Consider the following 16,546-nt stretch of genomic DNA (forward strand, 5'->3'; position numbering starts at 1 on the left):
GTTCATCAGCGCGGCTCGTCAGCCGCGTTCGTCAGCGGCGTTCGGGCTTGGCGCTGCGCGCCATGAGCTCCTTGAGCGCGACGACGGGCGGCTTCCCGTTGTGGACGATGTCGACGACCGTGTCCGTGATGGGCATGTCGATCCCGTGGCGGCGGGCCAGATCGGCCACCGACTCGCAGGATTTCACGCCCTCCGCGGTCTGCCGGGTGACCGCGATGGTCTCCTGAAGCGTCATGCCGCGGCCGAGGTTGGTGCCGAAGGTGTGGTTGCGCGAGAGCGGCGACGAGCAGGTGGCGACGAGGTCACCGAGGCCGGCGAGCCCGGAGAAGGTGAGGGGGTCGGCGCCCATGGCCAGTCCGAGGCGGGTCGTCTCGGCGAGGCCGCGGGTGATCAGCGAGCCCTTGGCGTTGTCGCCGAGGCCCATGCCGTCCGCGATGCCGACGGCGAGCCCGATGACGTTCTTGACGGCACCGCCGAGTTCGCAGCCGACCACGTCGGTGTTGGTGTATGGGCGGAAGTACGGGGTGTGGCAGACGGACTGGAGCCGGGTGGCCACCGCTTCGTCGCTGCAGGCGACGACCGCGGCCGCCGGCATCCGGGCCGCGATCTCCTTGGCCAGGTTGGGCCCGGTGACCACGGCGACCCGGTCGGCCGGGGCCTTGGCGACCTCCCCGATGACCTCGCTCATCCGCTTGGCGGTGCCGAGTTCGACGCCCTTCATCAGGGAGACGAGAACGGTGTCGGCGGGCAGCAGCGGCGCCCAGGCGGCGAGGTTGCCGCGCAGCGTCTGCGAGGGGACGGCCAGCACCGTGAAGTCGGCCCCCTCGGCGGCCTCGGCGGGGTCGGTGGTGGCCCGCAGCGAGGCGGGCAGCTCCACATCCGGGAAATAGTCGGGGTTCTGGCGGCTGTCGTTGATGGCGTCGGCGACTTCGCGGCGGCGGCCCCAGAGGGTCACCTCGCAGCCCGCGTCGGCCAGCACCATGCCGAAGGCCGTACCCCAGGAGCCTGTTCCGAATACGGCCGCCTTGACCGGCTGGCGTGTCACTTCGCGTTCTCTCCCTCGGCCATGCGGCGCTGCTCCGCGCGGGCCCTGCGGTGGTCGTACGGTTCGGCGGGCGCGGGCTCGCCGCGCAGCTCGACGAGCTGCCCCGTGATGGCGGTCATGATGGCCTCGGTGGCCTCGCGCAGGACGTCCGGGGTCGGTTCCCTGCCGTAAAAGCGGTCGAGGTCGACGGGCGGACCCGCCTGCACCGAGAGGGTCTTGCGCGGGAAGAGCCGGAGCTTGTTCTCCTCGGCGTACGGCGGCATCGCCAGGTTGGCGCCCCACTGGGCGACCGGGATGACGGGCGCTCTGGTCGTCAGGGCGACGCGCGCCGCTCCGGTCTTTCCCGCCATCGGCCACATGTCGGGGTCCCGGGTCAGGGTGCCCTCGGGGTAGAACGCGACGCATTCGCCGCGTTCGATGGCGTCCACGGCGGCCCGGAAGGCGTCCAGGGCGTTGGCCGTCTCGCGGTAGACGGGAATCTGGCCCGTGCCGCGCAGAATCATGCCGACGAACGGGGTGGTGAAGAGGCCCGCCTTGGCCAGCAGCCGCGGAACGCGTCCCGTGTTGTACTGGAAGTGCCCGTAGGACAGCGGGTCCAGATACGAGTTGTGATTGACCGCGGTGATGAATCCGCCCTCGGCCGGAATGTGCTGCATTCCCCGCCAGTCCCGCTTGAACAGCACCACCAGCGGCGGTTTGGCGATGACCGCTGCCAGGCGGTACCAGAAGCCGATTCTGCGGCGGGACACTCAGACACCTTCCTCTTGCGCGACCTGGCTGCAGTGAACATGCGTGCCCGATCAGCCGCACAAGTGTCGCCCCATGGCCCCAGTCTGTCGAGAACACCGTACGCCCCGGGCCGCACCCCGGACCTCCGGTTTCTGCCACGGACAGGCCACAATGGGGCCCGCCGCGCACTGGACGGAGGGCCCGCCACTGAACACGCCCCGGACCGCCTCCTGGTCCCTGGTCGTCCCCCTCAAGCCCCTGTTGCTGGCCAAGAGCAGGCTCGCCCCCACGGCGGGCGAGGCGCTCCGCCCGGGGCTCGCGCTCGCCTTCGCCGAGGACACCGTGGCCGCGGCACTGGCCTGCGCCGTGGTGCGCGATGTGGTGGTCGTCACGGACGACGCCGCGGCGGGAGGAGCCCTGACCGCCCTGGGGGCACGCGTCGTCACGGACGCCCCGGCGGCCGGTCTCAACGCCGCGCTGGCGCACGGGGCGCGGACCGTCCGTGCCCGGCGGCCCCGCGCCGCCGTCGCGGCGCTGAATGCGGATCTTCCCGCACTCAGGCCCAGCGAATTGCAGCAGGTGCTCGATTACGCCGCCGCATTTCCGCGCGCATTTCTGGCGGATGCGGCCGGAATCGGTACGACGCTGCTTTCCTCCGCTCCCGGCTCGGAATTGAATCCGTCCTTCGGGGGCTCTTCGCGGGCCCGGCATTCGGCCGGGGGAGCCACGGAAATCCCGCTGGCCGGAGTCGATTCCGTACGTCAGGACGTGGACACGGGGGACGATCTGCTGGCGGCCGTGGCACTGGGCGTGGGCCCGCGCACGGCCGGGCTGAGCGCACGGCTCGGCGGCCGATACGCTGCGGCCATGCAGGCGACCGCGTTCACGTACGACTCCCAGACCCGCAGCGGCAGTGTGCTGCTCGACGACGGCACCCCGGTGGACTTCGACGCCCCGGCCTTCGACGCGGGCGGCCTGCGGCTGCTGCGCCCTGGGCAGCGCGTGCGTATCGAGGGGGACGGCGAGGGCGCGGCCCTGCGCATCACCCTGGTGACGCTCCAGACGTTCTGAGGGGCCCGCCCGGCGGGCCGGTGCCGCCCGCCCCCGGACACACCGCGGGCCGGGCTCCCCGGAGGGAGCCCGGCCCGGCGCGTGAATCCTCGCTGCCGCACTACTTGCGGGCAGTGGCCTTCTTGGCGGTGGTCGTACGGGCCGTGGCCTTCTTGGCCGGGGCCTTCTTCGCGGTGGCCTTCTTGGCCGGCGCAGTCTTGTTGGCGGTGGCCTTCTTGGCCGCAGGCGTGGCCTTCTTGGACCCGGTGGCCTTCTTCGCGGCGGCTGAGGTCGTCTTGGCCGTCCCGGTGGTCTTCTTGGCGGTCGTCTTCTTGGCGGTGGCGGTGCCCGCGGCGGTCTTCTTGGCCGGCACCGCCTTCTTGGCGGCGGTGGCCTTCCTGGTCGCGGTCGCCTTCTTCGCGGTGGCCTTCTTGGCCGCTGCCTTGGCGGTCGTACGGGTGGAAGAACCGCCCGAGAGGCTGCCCTTGGGGGCCTTCTTGACGGCCACGTCGTTCTTCGGGAGCTTCTTCGAGCCGCTGACCAGGTCCTTGAAGCCCTGACCGGCGCGGAAGCGCGGAACCGAGGTCTTCTTGACCCGTACGCGCTCACCCGTCTGCGGGTTGCGGGCGTACCGGGCCGGGCGGTCGACCTTCTCGAACGATCCGAAGCCGGTGACCGAAACACGGTCGCCGGCGACCACTGCACGGACGATCGCGTCGAGTACCGCGTCGACCGCGTCGGCGGCCTGCTGGCGACCGCCGACCTTGTCTGCAATCGCTTCTACGAGCTGCGCCTTGTTCACGTCTTCCCCTTCGGAGACATTGCCAGAACGAATGCGTTCAAGCTTTTTCGCACGTTAGGCAGATATATACCGCAAATCAAACACGAAACGGGCTAATCACCCTAGTGCCGCAACGAAGTAGACCTCTTGGGAGTTCGAGAGGTCTCAGTTGCCTTCAGGGAATCGACCCTCGTCGAGGTCCTTCATCAATCTGTCCAGGCGCCTTGCCGCGTCGGCGAGATCGTGTTTCGCCGCGGCCGTTATGACCAGCAGCTTCCGAGACAGCGCCATCCGTACGCCCTCCGGGACTTGCAGTGTGCGCACCCTTGTGTGTGCTTCTTTCAGCCGGTCCGCGACTGCCTCGTAGAGCTCGAGTTGGCTGTCGCGTTCCATGCACCGATTGTGCCATCTGGGGCGAGTTGTCGCCTGCGGCGGGGGCAACTAACGGAATCCGGGCCTCCGAAACGCCGCTCGAAGGCGGCCCGCGAGCGGCACATCTCCTGCGCGTGTCACGGCAGTTGGGGCCGAAACATGCCGTTGCCCCCCGCCGTGAACGGCGGGGGGCAACGGAGTGAAACGAGAGCGTCAGACCTGCACGGTACTTGGCTTGAAAGAGGGCCTCGTGGCCTCGTATGCCGCGATGTCCGGCTCGTTCTGGAGGGTGATGCTGATGTCGTCCAGGCCGTTGAGCAGACGCCAGCGGGCGTTCTCGTCAAGGTCGAAATCGGCCGTGATGCCTTCGGCCCTGACCTGCCGGTCCTCAAGGTCGACGGTGATCTCGGCCGTCGGGTCCGCCTCGGCCAGGTCCCAGAGAGCGTCGACGACCTTCTGGTCGAGCACGACGGTCAGCAGGCCGTTCTTGAGCGAGTTGCCGCGGAAGATGTCGGCGAAGCGCGAGGAGATCACGGCCTTGAAGCCGTAGTTCTGCAGGGCCCAGACGGCATGCTCGCGGGAGGACCCGGTACCGAAGTCGGGGCCCGCCACCAGGACCGTGGCGCCTGCCCGCTCGGGGCGGTTGAGGACGAACGTGGGATCCTTGCGCCAGGCCTCGAACAGCCCGTCCTCGAAGCCGTCGCGGGTGACCTTCTTCAGCCAGTGGGCCGGGATGATCTGGTCGGTGTCGACGTTGCTGCGGCGCAGCGGGACGGCCCGGCCGGTGTGTGCGGTGAAAGCTTCCATGGCCATGCTGCTCAGGCCTCCACGAGCGTCGGGGCGTCGGACAGGTCGGCGGGCGCGGCCAGGTGGCCCAGGACCGCGGTGGCGGCGGCCACCTGCGGCGACACCAGATGGGTGCGGCCGCCCTTGCCCTGCCTGCCCTCGAAGTTGCGGTTGGAGGTGGACGCGCAGCGCTCACCGGGAACCAGCTGGTCGGGGTTCATGCCCAGACACATCGAGCAGCCCGCGTGCCGCCATTCGGCGCCGGCGGCGGTGAACACCTTGTCCAGCCCCTCCTCGATGGCCTGCAGAGCGACGCGCACCGAGCCCGGGACGACCAGCATCCGTACCCCGTCGGCGACTTTGCGGCCGTCCACGAGCGCGGCGGCGGCCCGCAGGTCCTCGATACGGCCGTTGGTGCACGAACCTACGAAGACGGTGTCGACCCTGATGTCACGCAGCGGCTGGCCCGCGGTCAACCCCATGTATTCCAGGGCCTTTTCGGCGGCGAAGCGTTCCGAAGCGTCCTCGTACGAAGCGGGGTCGGGGACGTTCGCCGACAGGGGCGCGCCCTGGCCGGGGTTGGTGCCCCAGGTGACGAACGGGGCCAGTGCGGCGGCGTCGATGACGACCTCGGCGTCGAAGACCGCGTCGTCATCGGTGCGCAGCGTGCGCCAATACGTGACGGCGGCGTCCCAGTCCTCGCCCTGCGGGGCGTGCGCCCGGCCCCGCAGGTAGTCGAACGTGGTGGCGTCGGGGGCGATCATGCCTGCCCGCGCGCCGGCCTCGATCGACATGTTGCAGATGGTCATCCGGGCCTCCATCGAGAGCTTCTCGATGGCGGGGCCGCGGTATTCGAGTACGTACCCCTGACCGCCGCCGGTGCCGATCTTCGCGATGATGGCGAGGATCAGGTCCTTGGCGGTCACGTCGGCGGGCAGTTCGCCCTCGACCGTGATGGCCATGGTCTTCGGCGGGGCCATCGGCAGCGTCTGGGTGGCCAGCACGTGCTCGACCTGGCTGGTGCCGATGCCGAACGCCAGCGCGCCGAAGGCGCCGTGGGTGGAGGTGTGGCTGTCGCCGCAGACGACGGTGGTGCCGGGCTGGGTCAGTCCCAGCTGCGGTCCCACCACGTGGACAACGCCCTGCTCCACGTCGCCGAGGGGGTGCAGCCGCACCCCAAAGTCGGCGCAGTTCTTGCGCAGCGTCTCCAGCTGGACCCGCGAGACCGGGTCGGCGATGGGCTTGTCGATGTCGAGGGTCGGGGTGTTGTGGTCCTCGGTGGCGATGGTGAGGTCGAGGCGTCGCACCGGGCGGCCGGCCTGACGCAGACCGTCGAAGGCCTGCGGGCTGGTCACCTCGTGCAGCAGGTGCAGATCGATGAAGAGGAGATCGGGCTCGCCCTCGGCGCGCCGGACGACATGGTCGTCCCAGACCTTCTCCGCGAGTGTCCTACCCATCGCTTTCCCTTCGACCGGCGTCTTCGCCGGCCCATCTAGAGATCGGTTCGCCGCCGCCTTGACCCCCGTGCGGGGCGCGGTGGCTAGGGGCGGTGGCCACGGGCCGTTGTGCGGCCTCTCCTCCAGGTTCGCAAGTTCCCGCGAAAATTGAACTTGCGTTTCACAGAGTGAGACGCGAGTATCGACGCATGGACAACTCTAGCGGCGTCGGCGTTCTCGACAAGGCAGCTCTGGTACTGAGCGCCCTGGAGTCCGGTCCGGCCACCCTCGCCGGGCTGGTCGCGGCGACCGGGCTTGCACGACCCACGGCACATCGCCTTGCCGTGGCACTGGAACACCACCGGATGGTGGCGAGGGACATGCAGGGCCGTTTCATTCTCGGCCCCCGCCTGTCGGAGCTCTCGGCCGCGGCCGGCGAGGACCGACTGCTGGCCACGGCCGGGCCCGTGCTCACGCACCTGCGGGACGTGACCGGCGAGAGCGCCCAGCTCTACCGCCGGCAGGGTGACATGCGGATCTGCGTGGCGGCGGCCGAGCGGCTGTCCGGACTGCGGGACACCGTCCCGGTCGGCTCGACGCTCACCATGAAGGCGGGCTCTTCGGCCCAGATCCTGATGGCCTGGGAGGAGCCCGAGCGGCTGCACCGAGGTCTCCAGGGGGCCCGCTTCACGGCGACCGCCCTGTCGGGGGTACGCCGCCGCGGTTGGGCCCAGTCGATCGGTGAGCGCGAGCCGGGCGTGGCCTCGGTGTCGGCGCCGGTGCGCGGGCCCTCCAACCGCGTGGTCGCGGCCGTCTCGGTGTCGGGACCGATCGAGCGGCTGACCCGGCATCCGGGCCGCATGCACGCCCAGGCCGTCATCGACTCCGCCGCGCGCCTCTCGGAGGCCCTGCGCCGCTCGGGCGGCTGAACTGTGTTCGCTGGGGGCTCGGTTCGCCTCCGGCTCACTCGCCGGAGACCGGGCGGCGGGTCGGCGCGTGTCTGGGCAGGTGCGTCGGCGGGGCCGGTGGGACGATAGGGAGTACGACGGGTCCCCGCAGCGGTCGGCGTCCGGACCGCGGAAGCCGCCCCGGGCCCGGTGCGACGAGGAGGTGCGGGTCATGGCCGAGTTCATGGATGTCCACCGCGGGATGAAGGGCATCACCGGCGAGCAGCTGTACGAGGCGCACAGCGCGGATCTCAAGATCGAGGCCGAGGAAGGCGTGCACTTCAGGCAGGCGTGGGCCGACCCGGAGTCGGGGAATGTGTACTGCCTGTCCGAGGGGCCCTCGGTGGAGGCCGTGCAGCGCGTCCACACGCGAGCCGGTCATCCGGCGGACGAGATCAACCCGGTGCCGCTCACCGCGTGATCATCCGGAGCGCGGACAGTGCCTTGACACAGCGGAAAGGCTCCCCACTGATGGGTGGAGAGCCTTGTCCGTTCGCGTACCCCCGACCGGATTCGAACCGGCGCTACCGCCTTGAGAGGGCGGCGTGCTAGGCCGCTACACAACGGGGGCCTGTTTCTTGCTGTTACTGCCTCTTGCTGTTACTGCGCTGGGCTACCAGGACTCGAACCTAGACTAAGGGAACCAGAAACCCTCGTGCTGCCAATTACACCATAGCCCACAATGGTCTAGACCAATAGTCCGGACCGGTATGATTGAACCAGTACCCCCGACCGGATTCGAACCGGCGCTACCGCCTTGAGAGGGCGGCGTGCTAGGCCGCTACACAACGGGGGCCTTGGCGATCCCTACGTCACCGCATCCAGGAGCGACCCGGAGGTGGTGGAAAGAAAGGATCTGTACCCCCGACCGGATTCGAACCGGCGCTACCGCCTTGAGAGGGCGGCGTGCTAGGCCGCTACACAACGGGGGCCTTGCAGACGACTGCTAGTACTTCTGCTTGTACTTCAACAGCTCCTGCGAGCTGGGCTACCAGGACTCGAACCTAGACTAAGGGAACCAGAAACCCTCGTGCTGCCAATTACACCATAGCCCACCAAAACTCAACCCCCTGATGGGGGTCTGTTTGGTTGCGCTTCCCGACCTGACCTTTAGGCCCTCGCGAGCGGCGCAGAAAGAACATTACCCGAAGGTGGACGGCGCTCCAAAACGGGTATCAGCCCGCAACAACCCAGGTAGCTGCGCGAGCCCGGTGATGCGGACCAGCTCGGGCCGGCAGCCGAGTCCGCCGCGGTCGAGCCAGATGCCGACCAGTCCGGCGTCGACGGCGCCCCGGGCATCGATGTCGGGCTGGTCACCGACGTACGCGACCTCGTGCGGCGCGAGCCGCAGCGCGTCACAGGCGGCGTGGAAGGCCTCCGGGGCGGGCTTGGAGACACCCAGTTCCGCGGCGCACAGCAGTGCCTCGAACCGGTCCCGCACGCCCAGGACGCGCAGCTTGCGGTCCTGGTTGTGGACGCTCGAGTTGGACAGCACGGCGTGCCGGTAGTCGGCGGCGAGCACGTCCAGTACGGGCACCGCGTCGGGGAAGAGCTTCCACGCGGCCTCGTAGTGGCGGACGTACCGCAGGAACCACGCGTCGGCCGCCTCGTCGGTCATCGCCCCCGTACCGAGGAAGTCCCGCACCCGATCGCGCCGCTGCTCCTCGAAACCGGCCGCTCCGGCGGCGAACCGCGCCCAGTGCAGCTCGGTGAGCTCCCGCCACCGGCCCAGCGCCTCGTCGACGGATCCGTACCCCGCCAGCAGCCCCTCGGCGGCGAGATGGTCCCGCATGCCGGCGGTATCGGCGGTCGCGTAGTCGAAGATCGTGTCGTCGATGTCCCAGAGCACGGCGCGAATCGGCATGGTTTCGACCCTACCCACGGCCCCCGTAAGGGCGAAGGGCCCGCAAGCCGTGGCGCCGTGGCTTGCGGGCCCTTCCGCCCGTACGGGCGCTGTCGGCGCCTACGCGGTGAGCTTGGCCAGGGCCGCGTCGATGCGGGCGAGGGTGCGGGTCTCGCCCAGGATCTCCAGGGACTCGAAGAGCGGGAGGCCCACTGTGCGGCCGGTGACCGCGACGCGGACCGGGGCCTGGGCCTTGCCGAGCTTGAGGCCGTGCTCCTCGCCGGCCGCCAGGACGGCCTCCTTGAGGGACTGGGGGCTCGTCCAGTCGGCGCCGGCGAGCTTGGCGCGGGCCGTGGTGAGGAGGGCGGCCGGGTCGCCCTTCATCGCCTTCGCCCAGGACGCCTCGTCCTCCACCGGCTCGTCGAGGAACAGGAAGTCGACGTTGGCGGTGATGTCGGACAGGACCGTCAGGCGCGTCTGGGCGTGCGGGGCGATCGCCTCGAACGCGGCCCGGTCGAAGGACTCGGGCTTCCAGTTGGCGTACGGCGCCTTGAGCCAGGGCTCGCAGGCCGCGATGAAGTCGGCGGGCGACAGCATGCGCAGGTGCTCGGCGTTGACGTGCTCGCACTTCTTCAGGTCGAAGCGCGCCGGGTTGGCGTTGACGTCCGCGATGTCGAAGGCGGCGACCATCTCCTCCACGGAGAAGATGTCGCGGTCCTCGGCGATGGACCAGCCGAGCAGCGAGAGGTAGTTGAGCAGGCCCTCGCGCAGGAAACCGCGCTCCCGGTAGAGGTTCAGGGACGACTCGGGGTCGCGCTTGGAGAGCTTCTTGTTGCCCTCGCCCATGACGTAGGGGAGGTGCCCGAAGTGCGGGATCTCCTTGGCGATGCCCAGCTCGATCAGCGCCTTGTAGAGACCGATCTGGCGCGGGGTGGAGGACAGCAGATCCTCGCCGCGCAGCACGTGGGTGATCTCCATCAGCGCGTCGTCGACGGGGTTGACGAGCGTGTAGAGCGGGGCGCCGTTCGCGCGGACGATGCCGAAGTCCGGGACGTTCTCCGGCTGGAAGGTCAGCTCGCCGCGGACCAGGTCCGTGAAGGTGATCGTCTCGTCGGGCATCCGGAAGCGGACGATCGAGGCGCGGCCCTCGGTCCCGTACGCCGCCTTCTGCTCGGCGGTCAGCTCGCGGCAGTGGCCGTCGTATCCGGAGGGACGGCCGGCGGCGCGGGCCGCGTCGCGGCGTACGTCCAGCTCCTCCGTGGTGCAGAAGCAGTGGTAGGCGTGGCCGGCGGCGAGGAGCTTGTCCGCCACGTCCCGGTAGATGTCCATGCGCTCGGACTGGCGGTACGGGGCGTGCGGGCCGCCCACCTCGGGGCCTTCGTCCCAGTCGAGGCCGAGCCAGCGCATCGAGTCGAGCAGCATGGTGTACGACTCCTCGGAGTCGCGGGCCGCGTCGGTGTCCTCGATGCGGAAGACCATGGTGCCGCCGGTGTGCCGGGCGTACGCCCAGTTGAACAGGGCGGTGCGGACCAGGCCCACGTGGGGGTTCCCGGTCGGCGAGGGGCAGAAACGTACACGGACCGGGGAGAGGGGTGCGCTATCCACGCTTGATCACCTTGTTGGTGAGAGTGCCGATGCCTTCGATGGTGACGGCGACTTCGTCGCCGACGTTGAGCGGTCCGACCCCAGCCGGGGTGCCGGTGAGGATGACGTCGCCGGGGAGCAGCGTCATCGCCTCGCTGATGTGCACGACCAGGTCCTCGACGGAGTGGATCATGTCGCTGGTCCGGCCGAGCTGGCGCTGTTCGCCGTTGACCGTGCACTGGATGGTGAGGTCGCCGGGGTCGACGTCGGTCTCCACCCAGGGGCCGAGCGGGCACGAGGTGTCGAAGCCCTTGGCGCGGGCCCACTGCTTCTCGCGGCGCTGGACGTCACGCGCGGTGACGTCGTTGGCGCAGGTGTAGCCGAGGATGACGTCCTTGACGCGCTCGCGCGGAACCTCGCGGCACATCCGGCCGATGACCACGGCCAGTTCGGCCTCGTGGTGCAGCTCGCTGGAGAAGGAGGGGTACGCGATGCCGTCTCCGGGGCCGGCCACCGAGGTGGACGGCTTGAAGAAGGCGATCGGGGCTTCCGGGCGGCCCTGATCGTCAACGACGGCGTTGCCGAGCTCCGCCGCGTGCTCCGCGTAGTTGCGGCCGATGGCCACGACCTTGCTGGGGAGCACGGGCGACAGAAGACGGACCTTGCTCAGCGGGACCTTGACGCCGGAGAGCTCGAAGTCGGCGTACGGAATGCCCTTGATGATGTCGAGGACGAGGTCGTCGCGGCCGCCATCGCCGGCGGACGCGCTGACCGCGCCGAAGGCGACATTGCCGTCGATGGAGAACCTGGCGATGCGCACGGGATGCTGCCGCCCCTTACTTGCTGCTGGCTGGAGACTGACGCCCCAGGCTAACGCGGGTGAGGGGGCCCGCCTCCCGTACAGCTCCTGTGCCTCTCCGGCCTGATCCGCCGGACAGGCGCTAGGGGGTGTCTGATCAATTCCCCGCGGCGTCGCGACGCCCGGGGAAATTGTCAGACACCCCCTAGGCGGCCGGGGCTTCCATCAGGATGGTCCGGCGCGGGTTGGCGGTCTCCGAGGGCAGCTCCATGGCGTGCTCGGGCCGCGCGGCGGTGATCAGGTCCACGGCGTCCTCGAGATGCGCCAGCGTGGTGCGGCGCGGGTTGGCGGTGCTGCGGAAGATCGTCGAGGTCTTCATGAGGGGTTCGTGGCCTTGTCGGTACGGCGCCGGATGGGCGCGGTGGTGGTCGGTTTCGCCATGCCTGTAAAGCGCCAGGCTAAACAGCGTCATCCCCGCCGAAGATGTGAAGCAGTCGGGAACAGCGTGTGAGTTTCCTCACGAGATGGCGGGCATTTCGACCATTTCAGGCGCCACTCGCCGCTCCTGAAAACGGACATTAGCCCACCGAAGGTCCCATTCCGCTCCTGATCATCAGGACTGGGACACCCCCTACCCCTAAGAGACTCGTTCTGCTTTGCCCCGTTTAACGCTGATCACTTCCTACGCCTTGTTACACGGCAACCACTCGGTGTCACTCGTGTCACGGCTCGACACGCGGGCCTTGTTGGAGATCCGGCACTGTGCTGGAATTCCACGGACCGCCGCGAGACTTGAACCCGGCGCACACGGCGCGACGCAGCGCCGAGTGACGGCGGGTAGGGGGAGAATCGCCGGTCACTCACGACCACCCATGGGGCCCGCTCGGTGCCCCACGACTCGACACCGTTCCGCCGTTCACGCGGGGGAACGCCTGGTCCAGAGGTTGCGACGCTAGTGCAGGGACGTTTCAAGAGGGATGGCAGCGCTGCGGCGGAGCAGGAGCCGCGTGGCGGGACCGACCGCGGATCCTCGCCCCAGCACGCCCAAAATGCGGCGCCGGCCAAGGTCGGTGGCGGCGAGCGTGCCGGTCGCGCCGGGACGCAGGGCGGCAGTGAGCAGGCCGCTGCGGCGCGGGGCAAGGAGCCGAATCTCACCGGCTCCCGAATAGCCCTGCGCAACTGGCGCATCAGTACCCGACTGGTTTCCCTGCTGGCGCTGCCGGTGGTCGCGGCGACCACCCTCGGTGGCCTGCGTATCAACGAGTCCATGAACGACATGGAGCAGCTGGAGCACATGCAGCTGCTGACCGAGATGACCGAGCAGGCGACCGAACTCGCCATCGCGCTCCAGGATGAGCGCGACAAGTCGGCCGGTCCGCTCGCCAACGGCACCAGCCCCGCCGACTTCAAGGTCAAGGGTCCCCGGGACAAGACCGACCGGGCGCGGCAGGCGTTCATCGCGGGCACCAACGACATCGACGCGCAGGGCGACGAGAGCCTGCAGAGCATCCAGGTCAACCTCCGTGACATCGCCGGACGCCTGAACTCGATCCAGCAGATCCGCGAGGACGCGTACACCCAGACGTCCAACTCGCAGACGGTCAACAACTACAGCCAGCTGATCGCTTCGCTGCTGTCGCTCTCCCAGGACATGGCCCAGGCCACCTCCAACCCGGAGATGATCAAGCGCACGCGGGCCCTGTCGGCCTTCTCCTCGGCCAAGGAGTACGCGTCCATCCAGCGCGCGATCATCGCCGCGGCACTGCCGCCCAACGACCGGGAGCGCGGCAAGCTCAACGAGGGCGACCGGCTCTTCGCCAAGTCCGCGATGGAGAGCGAGGAAGCCGCACGCAACACGTTCGCCCACGTGTACGCGGGCGACGCCGAAGCGCTGACCGCGCCGCTGGACGAGGGCGACGCCATCATCGCGGCCTCCGACAAGTACGCGCAGCGGGTGCTCTCGTACCCGGACGGCCTGCGGGACCGCAGTCCGCGCTCGTACATGGACTGGGCCGACGCCGACTCCACCAAGATCGAAGCGATGAAGCGGATCGAGGCCACGCTCCTCAACGAGATGGAGCAGAAGGCCCGTGAGCTGCGCCAGGACTCGCAGCAGGACGCCATCCTCAACGGTGCGCTGATCCTGCTCGTCCTCGGCGTCTCGCTGGTCGGCGCGTTCGTCGTGGCCCGCTCCATGATCCGGTCGCTGCGCCGGCTCCAGGACACCGCCACCACCGTCGCCCAGGAACGTCTGCCCGAGCTCGTCAAGCAGCTGTCCGAGACGGACCCGCAGGACGTCGACACGTCCGTGGAGTCCGTCGGTGTGCACTCGCGCGACGAGATCGGCAAGGTGGCCGCGGCCTTCGACGACGTGCACCGTGAGGCGGTCCGACTGGCCGCCGAACAGGCGCTGCTGCGAGGCAACGTCAACGCGATGTTCACCAACCTGTCGCGCCGTTCGCAGGGTCTCATCCAGCGCCAGCTCTCGCTCATCTCCGAGCTGGAGTCGCGCGAGGCCGACCCCGACCAGCTGTCCTCGCTCTTCAAGCTCGACCACCTCGCGACCCGCATGCGCCGTAACGGTGAGAACCTGCTGGTTCTCGCCGGTGAGGAGCCCGGCCGGCGCTGGACCCGGCCCGTGCCGCTCGTCGACGTGCTGCGTGCCGCCGCGTCCGAGGTGGAGCAGTACGAGCGCATCGAGCTGTCGTCGGTGCCCGGCACCGAGGTCGCGGGCCGCGTGGTCAACGACCTCGTGCACCTGCTCGCCGAGCTGCTGGAGAACGCCACCTCGTTCTCCTCTCCGCAGACCAAGGTCCGCGTCACCGGTCACGCGCTGCCCGACGGGCGCGTGCTCGTCGAGATCCACGACACCGGCATCGGCCTCTCCCCCGAGGACCTCGCGGCGATCAACGAGCGGCTCGCCTCGCCGCCCACCGTGGACGTGTCGGTCTCGCGCCGCATGGGTCTGTTCGTAGTCGGCCGCCTGTCGCTGCGACACGGCATCCGCATCCAGCTGCGCCCCTCCGACTCCGGTGGTACGACCGCGCTGGTCATGCTGCCCGTCGACGTCGCCCAGGGCGGCAAGAAGGCCCCGGCCAAGCCCGGTGCCTCCGCGCAGCCGCAGGTGCCTTCGGCTGGCGCCGGGCGCCCCGGCCTCAGCAGCGGCCCCGCTCCGGCGGGCCGGCTGCCCTCCGGTCCCGGTGCGCAGCGCGGCCAGGTCGCGGGCTCAGGTCCGCGTGCGGCGCTGCCCGGTCGCGACGGCGCCGGCGGCGGTCAGGGACCGCAGCCCGGTGGCGGCCAGGGTGGTCAGAGTGGTCAGGGCGGCGGCCTCGCCGGTGCGTTCGGCGCCGGTGGCGGCACCCGGCCGACGGGCAACCGTGAGCGTGGCGACGTACGGCAGAACGGCTTCCAGCAGAGTGGCCCCGCCGACCAGGGCCGTCCGCCGCAGCCGCCGCAGACACAGCCTCGCAACGGCGGTCCGCGCCCAGAGCTGCCTGGTGCGGGCGGCGCCCCGCAGCGTCCGGTCCGCCCGCAGGCCACCAGCTGGGGCAACGACCAGCCGCGCGGTCACGAAGAGGCGGACACCGCCGGCCGCAACGCGGCCGGCCAGGGCTCCACGGCGCAGTTCCAGCGCCCGGACTTCGACGCTCCGCCGCCCGCGCCGGCGTCCCCGTCCACGGGGGGCCAGGCGGGGGGCCAGTTCGAGCGGTCCGACGTACGAGGTCCGGTGGACCCCGCTGCCACGGGCCAGTTCGCGCGCCCGGCGCCGGGCGCCCCGCGCAACAGCAACCCCGGCAACGGCCGTCCGGGCCAGTACCAGCGGCCCGAGCTCCAGGCCCCGCAGAACGCGGCGGCCACCGAGCAGTTCGCCCGCCCGGACTTCAACGCGCCGCAGGGCGCAGCACCCGACCAGGGCAGGCACCCGGGTCAGGGCCGCCCCCCGGCGGGCCCCGGCCAGAGCGGCCCCCAGGGCCTCGGCCCGGTGGCGCCGCGCCGGCCCGGCAAGGCCGGTGGCGCGGGCGGCCCCGGCAACGGCGCCGTCGGCGCGCAGCGTCAGCCCGCCGCGAGCCTGCCTCCGCAGCCGCCGCAGCACGAGCTGCCGCCCGCCTCCGGTCCCGGGGACGGCCGTACGCCGCTGTTCGACACCCTCGAGTCCAACTGGTTCCAGCAGCAGAACGCGCCGCAGGCACCGGCCGCACCCCACGAGCCGGGACACCCGGCGCCGCAGCAGTCGCCCGGGGCACCCGCCGCGGGCCCCGCGATGCCGCAGCGCGCCCAGGCGCGTGAGACGGGCGCCGCGAGCAGCGCCGCCAACGGTACGAACGCCACCAACGGCGCCTCCTGGCGCACCTCGCCGAACGACGAACTCGTACGGCAGGCCGAGCGGGTCAAGAAGCCCGCAGCCGGCGGTGTCACGACCTCGGGTCTGCCGCGTCGCGTCCCGCGTGCCAATCTGGTGCCCGGAACCGCGCAGCAGCAGAACCACCAGACCGGTCCGCAGGTCTCGCGTGCGCCTGACGACGTACGCGGCCGGCTGACCAATCTTCGTCGGGGTATCCAGCAGGGCCGGCAGGCCGGCAGCGGCCAGTCGACCGGCAGTTTCCGCATTGACCCCACTCACCAGCAGGAGCGTTAGTTGAGTCCGATGAGCCAGGCGGCGCAGAATCTGAACTGGTTGATCACCAACTTCGTGGACAACACCCCTGGGGTGTCCCACACGGTGGTGGTCTCCGCCGACGGACTCCTTCTGGCGATGTCCGAAGGTTTCCCGCGTGACCGTGCCGACCAGCTGGCGGCCGTGGCCTCCGGCCTGACCTCGCTGACCGCGGGGGCGTCCCGGATCTTCGAGGGCGGGGCCGTGACCCAGACCGTCGTCGAGATGGAGCGCGGTTTCCTCTTCCTGATGTCCGTCTCGGACGGCTCCTCGCTGGCCGTGCTCGCACACCCCGACTGCGACATCGGTCTGGTGGGCTACGAGATGGCGCTGCTGGTCGACCGGGCCGGCAGCGTCCTCACCCCGGATCTCCGTGCGGAGCTCCAGGGCAGCCTGCTCCACTAGTCCGCGCAGGCCAGGTACCGCCGTATTGCCGAGATTGAAACCGTCAGGCCGCGCGCACTTGCCCCCCACCCCGGCCCCGTCAGACGGCACGCCGACCCGCTGCTGTCATGCCCGG

The 16,546-nt window shown here is 70.2% G+C and carries 14 protein-coding genes, 5 tRNA genes and 1 pseudogene; 5 read left to right on the plus strand and 15 right to left on the minus strand.

The genetic code is table 11. The annotated features are described in order from the left end of the window. Nucleotides 1–31 precede the first annotated feature (31 nt). Both ACU6WZ_RS06150 and ACU6WZ_RS06155 read right to left on the minus strand, forming a co-directional pair. Nucleotides 32–982, minus strand: a complete 951-nt coding sequence (locus ACU6WZ_RS06150) for an NAD(P)H-dependent glycerol-3-phosphate dehydrogenase (protein ID WP_447033886.1) — start codon at nucleotides 980–982, stop codon at nucleotides 32–34. Nucleotides 983–1,041: 59 nt separating this feature from the next. Continuing rightward, entirely contained in the window at nucleotides 1,042–1,794 is a 753-nt protein-coding gene (locus tag ACU6WZ_RS06155) for a lysophospholipid acyltransferase family protein (protein ID WP_447032111.1), read from the minus strand. Between the two features lie 151 nt (nucleotides 1,795–1,945). Between ACU6WZ_RS06155 and cofC the strand changes: the two are divergent. Continuing rightward, nucleotides 1,946–2,605, plus strand: a pseudogene (cofC, locus tag ACU6WZ_RS06160) (2-phospho-L-lactate guanylyltransferase); the annotation flags it as partial. Between the two features lie 340 nt (nucleotides 2,606–2,945). Here the strand turns inward: cofC and ACU6WZ_RS06165 are convergent. The 4 genes from ACU6WZ_RS06165 to leuC form a co-directional block, all read right to left on the minus strand. Continuing rightward, complete coding sequence (locus tag ACU6WZ_RS06165) at nucleotides 2,946–3,626, minus strand: HU family DNA-binding protein (protein WP_447032113.1); 681 nt, start codon at nucleotides 3,624–3,626, stop codon at nucleotides 2,946–2,948. Nucleotides 3,627–3,770: 144 nt separating this feature from the next. After that, a complete protein-coding gene (locus tag ACU6WZ_RS06170) occupies nucleotides 3,771–3,998 on the minus strand; it encodes an SCO5555 family protein (protein WP_447032114.1) in 228 nt (75 codons plus the stop codon). A gap of 192 nt (nucleotides 3,999–4,190) precedes the next feature. After that, a complete protein-coding gene (leuD, locus tag ACU6WZ_RS06175) occupies nucleotides 4,191–4,784 on the minus strand; it encodes a 3-isopropylmalate dehydratase small subunit (RefSeq protein ID WP_447033888.1) in 594 nt (197 codons plus the stop codon). 11 nt (nucleotides 4,785–4,795) lie between these two features. Next, the gene (leuC, locus tag ACU6WZ_RS06180; protein WP_447032115.1) at nucleotides 4,796–6,220 is read right to left on the minus strand and encodes a 3-isopropylmalate dehydratase large subunit; all 1,425 of its coding nucleotides are present in this window, start codon (nucleotides 6,218–6,220) and stop codon (nucleotides 4,796–4,798) included. A 188-nt stretch (nucleotides 6,221–6,408) separates the two neighbouring features. Between leuC and ndgR the strand changes: the two genes are divergently transcribed. Together ndgR and ACU6WZ_RS06190 are read left to right on the plus strand one after the other, a co-directional pair. After that, on the plus strand, nucleotides 6,409–7,128 hold the full coding sequence (gene ndgR / locus ACU6WZ_RS06185) for an IclR family transcriptional regulator NdgR (protein WP_028813744.1): 720 nt from the start codon (nucleotides 6,409–6,411) through the stop codon (nucleotides 7,126–7,128). A gap of 190 nt (nucleotides 7,129–7,318) precedes the next feature. Further along, a complete protein-coding gene (locus tag ACU6WZ_RS06190; protein ID WP_447032116.1) occupies nucleotides 7,319–7,567 on the plus strand; it encodes an SCO4226 family nickel-binding protein in 249 nt (82 codons plus the stop codon). 77 nt (nucleotides 7,568–7,644) lie between these two features. Here ACU6WZ_RS06190 and ACU6WZ_RS06195 read toward each other — a convergent pair. From ACU6WZ_RS06195 to ACU6WZ_RS06235, 9 genes are all read right to left on the minus strand, one after another. After that, nucleotides 7,645–7,717, minus strand: a tRNA-Glu gene (locus ACU6WZ_RS06195). A gap of 37 nt (nucleotides 7,718–7,754) precedes the next feature. Next, nucleotides 7,755–7,826, minus strand: a tRNA-Gln gene (locus ACU6WZ_RS06200). Between the two features lie 43 nt (nucleotides 7,827–7,869). Continuing rightward, nucleotides 7,870–7,942: transfer RNA gene (locus ACU6WZ_RS06205), tRNA-Glu, on the minus strand. A gap of 63 nt (nucleotides 7,943–8,005) precedes the next feature. Then, nucleotides 8,006–8,078, minus strand: a tRNA-Glu gene (locus ACU6WZ_RS06210). Nucleotides 8,079–8,129: 51 nt separating this feature from the next. Beyond that, nucleotides 8,130–8,201, minus strand: a tRNA-Gln gene (locus ACU6WZ_RS06215). Nucleotides 8,202–8,287: 86 nt separating this feature from the next. Beyond that, complete coding sequence (locus ACU6WZ_RS06220) at nucleotides 8,288–9,010, minus strand: HAD family hydrolase (protein WP_447032117.1); 723 nt, start codon at nucleotides 9,008–9,010, stop codon at nucleotides 8,288–8,290. Nucleotides 9,011–9,109: 99 nt separating this feature from the next. Next, entirely contained in the window at nucleotides 9,110–10,594 is a 1,485-nt protein-coding gene (gene gltX, locus ACU6WZ_RS06225; protein WP_447032118.1) for a glutamate--tRNA ligase, read from the minus strand. After that, the gene (locus tag ACU6WZ_RS06230; protein WP_447032119.1) at nucleotides 10,587–11,393 is read right to left on the minus strand and encodes a fumarylacetoacetate hydrolase family protein; all 807 of its coding nucleotides are present in this window, start codon (nucleotides 11,391–11,393) and stop codon (nucleotides 10,587–10,589) included. Before ACU6WZ_RS06230 ends, gltX begins: the two co-directional genes overlap by 8 nt. Nucleotides 11,394–11,577: 184 nt before the next feature. Further along, nucleotides 11,578–11,751, minus strand: a complete 174-nt coding sequence (locus ACU6WZ_RS06235; RefSeq protein WP_447032120.1) for a hypothetical protein — start codon at nucleotides 11,749–11,751, stop codon at nucleotides 11,578–11,580. Between the two features lie 576 nt (nucleotides 11,752–12,327). On the opposite strand from ACU6WZ_RS06235, the gene ACU6WZ_RS06240 reads away from it, so the two are divergent. Then, nucleotides 12,328–16,008, plus strand: coding sequence for a sensor histidine kinase (locus ACU6WZ_RS06240; RefSeq protein ID WP_447032121.1), 3,681 nt, complete (start codon nucleotides 12,328–12,330; stop codon nucleotides 16,006–16,008). A gap of 9 nt (nucleotides 16,009–16,017) precedes the next feature. Next, nucleotides 16,018–16,431, plus strand: a complete 414-nt coding sequence (locus tag ACU6WZ_RS06245) for a roadblock/LC7 domain-containing protein (RefSeq protein WP_037649408.1) — start codon at nucleotides 16,018–16,020, stop codon at nucleotides 16,429–16,431. Nucleotides 16,432–16,546 lie beyond the last annotated feature (115 nt).

This window comes from Streptomyces hypolithicus (assembly GCF_052934925.1).

What these genes read in the sequence shown, in the direction of transcription:
- ACU6WZ_RS06170 (WP_447032114.1), bottom strand. Translation starts at nt 3,998, where the DNA reads ATGGAACGCGACAGCCAACTCGAGCTCTACGAGGCAGTCGCGGACCGG.
- ACU6WZ_RS06245 (WP_037649408.1), top strand. Translation starts at nt 16,018, where the DNA reads ATGAGCCAGGCGGCGCAGAATCTGAACTGGTTGATCACCAACTTCGTG.
- leuD (WP_447033888.1), bottom strand. Translation starts at nt 4,784, where the DNA reads ATGGAAGCTTTCACCGCACACACCGGCCGGGCCGTCCCGCTGCGCCGC.
- ndgR (WP_028813744.1), top strand. Translation starts at nt 6,409, where the DNA reads ATGGACAACTCTAGCGGCGTCGGCGTTCTCGACAAGGCAGCTCTGGTA.
- ACU6WZ_RS06235 (WP_447032120.1), bottom strand. Translation starts at nt 11,751, where the DNA reads ATGAAGACCTCGACGATCTTCCGCAGCACCGCCAACCCGCGCCGCACC.
- ACU6WZ_RS06150 (WP_447033886.1), bottom strand. Translation starts at nt 982, where the DNA reads ATGGTGCTGGCCGACGCGGGCTGCGAGGTGACCCTCTGGGGCCGCCGC.
- leuC (WP_447032115.1), bottom strand. Translation starts at nt 6,220, where the DNA reads ATGGGTAGGACACTCGCGGAGAAGGTCTGGGACGACCATGTCGTCCGG.
- ACU6WZ_RS06190 (WP_447032116.1), top strand. Translation starts at nt 7,319, where the DNA reads ATGGCCGAGTTCATGGATGTCCACCGCGGGATGAAGGGCATCACCGGC.
- ACU6WZ_RS06220 (WP_447032117.1), bottom strand. Translation starts at nt 9,010, where the DNA reads ATGCCGATTCGCGCCGTGCTCTGGGACATCGACGACACGATCTTCGAC.